The 1,916-nt window shown below is 46.2% G+C and carries 4 protein-coding genes; 2 read left to right on the top strand and 2 right to left on the bottom strand.

Annotation, left to right across the window (positions count from 1 at the left end; all coding sequences use genetic code 11):
- Positions 1–17: 17 nt before the first annotated feature.
- Together KNP95_RS15830 and KNP95_RS15825 are read right to left on the bottom strand one after the other, a co-directional pair.
- Positions 18–398 carry a hypothetical protein gene (locus KNP95_RS15830; protein WP_214686262.1) on the bottom strand — a complete coding sequence of 127 codons (381 nt, stop codon included), beginning with the start codon at positions 396–398 and terminating at the stop codon, positions 18–20.
- Positions 399–520: 122 nt separating this feature from the next.
- Positions 521–802, bottom strand: coding sequence for a hypothetical protein (locus tag KNP95_RS15825; RefSeq protein WP_214838345.1), 282 nt, complete (start codon positions 800–802; stop codon positions 521–523).
- Positions 803–945: 143 nt separating this feature from the next.
- Between KNP95_RS15825 and KNP95_RS15820 the strand changes: the two genes are divergently transcribed.
- Both KNP95_RS15820 and KNP95_RS15815 read left to right on the top strand, forming a co-directional pair.
- Positions 946–1,788, top strand: a complete 843-nt coding sequence (locus KNP95_RS15820) for a ComEC/Rec2 family competence protein (protein ID WP_214762884.1) — start codon at positions 946–948, stop codon at positions 1,786–1,788.
- The coding region (locus KNP95_RS15815) for a DUF3006 domain-containing protein (protein WP_214838342.1) at positions 1,785–1,916 on the top strand (132 nt) is incomplete at its 3' end. The genes KNP95_RS15820 and KNP95_RS15815, both read left to right, overlap by 4 nt.

The raw sequence follows: 1,916 nt of genomic DNA, 5'->3' as shown, positions 1-1,916 counted from the left end.
ATACGATCTATGTTCAATTATATCCTCCGCATGTTTACGATGCGCCAATCCTTCACGTTTTGTTCGTCCATATGTTGAGTGACGCGTTCAATCATTCCAAATCGTTCGCGCTGACAAAAGTTGTAGGCTTCTTCCGGTAATGGCAGTTCTACCTCAATTGTGACTTTCACTTTTTTTCTTCGTTTGTTGAATCGACTTAGCAAATGATGTTCTAGCTTCGTGATGAACGCGTCGTCGCCAACACCCTCTTCTGACTTCAGTACGCCGGTTATCTCAGTACTGATTCCATCAAGGTGGTGTTTGATTTCAAACGGTGTCGCATCCAAGTACTCGCAAAGGTGATCAAAGCGTAGTATCTCTGTACTGTGATATTGCTGGATCCATTCTTGAAGTCGCATAAGGAGAACCCCTTTTTAGTTCAAGTGTACCTCGTAGGGTTTTAACAAACAGTGACGAAATCGTGTACAGCGTGTGTAAGGTGATACGTATGAAACTGTTCGATTTCATATTCTGTCCATCCTTAAAAACGGACTTTGTTCCGGACTTTCATCTCTTCCAACTTTGCTTTTTTCACATTAGGATCAGTGGTGAACCGATAGCTGCTCCCCTCATGGATCCAGGTCTCATCAAGGATGATGCCATTCATAATGTGACGATACGGCATGGCAGTGCATAACGTGTATGCTTTCAGATAGTGTGCAGCTTCCTGAATGGAGACATACTCCTTTAATTCCACCCCGTCTTTAAAAATCAGGACTGGTTTATTCGTCTTGTTTATTGCGATTGGTTTTCGTAGATCCATTTCTCTCACTCCTCCCATCATCACACCTTAACCATTTATGTATATGGTCAACCACAGGAATTAGAAGCTATTTAACAAATACCGGATTATAATAAAGGTATGTTGGATAATTTTACAATAATTATAAAGTGGAGTGATAGAAGATGAATAAATTGATCAAGATTGGGAGTGCCGTTCTATTTAGTGGAGCGCTATTGGTGTCGCCATACGGGGAAGCATCAGCCGCTGCGAGCATCAAAGTCCATTACATCGATGTCGGGCAAGGAGACGCCATCTATATCAAGATGCCGAGCGGTGAGGACGTCATCATTGACGGGGGGAACAAAGGAAAGGGCGATGCGATCGTCGCCTACCTCAAAAAGCAAAAAGTCGACGACATCGAGGTACTGATCTCGACGCATCCGGATGCGGATCATATCGGTGGATTGGACGAAATCTTGGATGCCTATCGTGTCGAGAACGTCTACGCGCCAAAAGTGAAGCACACTACCCAGGCCTACAAAGACTTCCTTCAAGCCGTCAAACGGGAAGGGAAGACCATCAAAACGGCACAGGCCGGAGTGAAACTGCCAATCAAGGGTGTGAGTGCGAAATTTGTCGGTCCGGTCAAATCCTACTCGAACAGTGACTTGAACAATTGGAGTGCAGTCCTTCATGTCACGTACAAGAAGAACACCTTCTTGTTCACAGGGGACGCGGAACATGTTTCTGAGAAGGACATGATGGCGAAGAAGCAGACGCTCCGGGCGGATGTCTTGAAAGTGGGCCATCACGGTGCCAAGACGTCGACGAGCAGCACGTTCCTGAATACGGTCAAACCGAAGCATGCCGTCATCAGTGTCGGGAAGAACAACTACGGGCACCCGACGTCCGAAGTGGTGACGAACTTAAAACGCCAAAAAGCGAACACGCTTCGTACAGACAAAAATGGCACGATCATTATCACAGGAAACGGCTCGAGTTACGCCGTGAAGAAATCAAAATGAAGCGACGCAGAGGGATCATCGACCGGTTTGAAGGAGATCTGGCTGTCGTCGAATTCGGAGAAGTGATGGAGGATATTCCAAAGTCACGACTTCCAGACACGGTTCAACCTGGTGACGTGCTTTGGTTT

The organism is Exiguobacterium sp. s36 (assembly GCF_018618345.1).
In the GTDB taxonomy this organism is placed as follows: domain Bacteria; phylum Bacillota; class Bacilli; order Exiguobacteriales; family Exiguobacteriaceae; genus Exiguobacterium; species Exiguobacterium chiriqhucha.
The sequence above is the reverse complement of the archived record's forward strand: the minus strand, read 5'-3'. Positions and strand labels throughout refer to the sequence as shown.

Bases quoted from the DNA above. Each gene is read 5' to 3' on its own strand.
- KNP95_RS15830 (WP_214686262.1), bottom strand. From the start codon at position 398: ATGCGACTTCAAGAATGGATCCAGCAATATCACAGTACAGAGATACTA.
- KNP95_RS15820 (WP_214762884.1), top strand. From the start codon at position 946: ATGAATAAATTGATCAAGATTGGGAGTGCCGTTCTATTTAGTGGAGCG.
- KNP95_RS15825 (WP_214838345.1), bottom strand. From the start codon at position 802: ATGGATCTACGAAAACCAATCGCAATAAACAAGACGAATAAACCAGTC.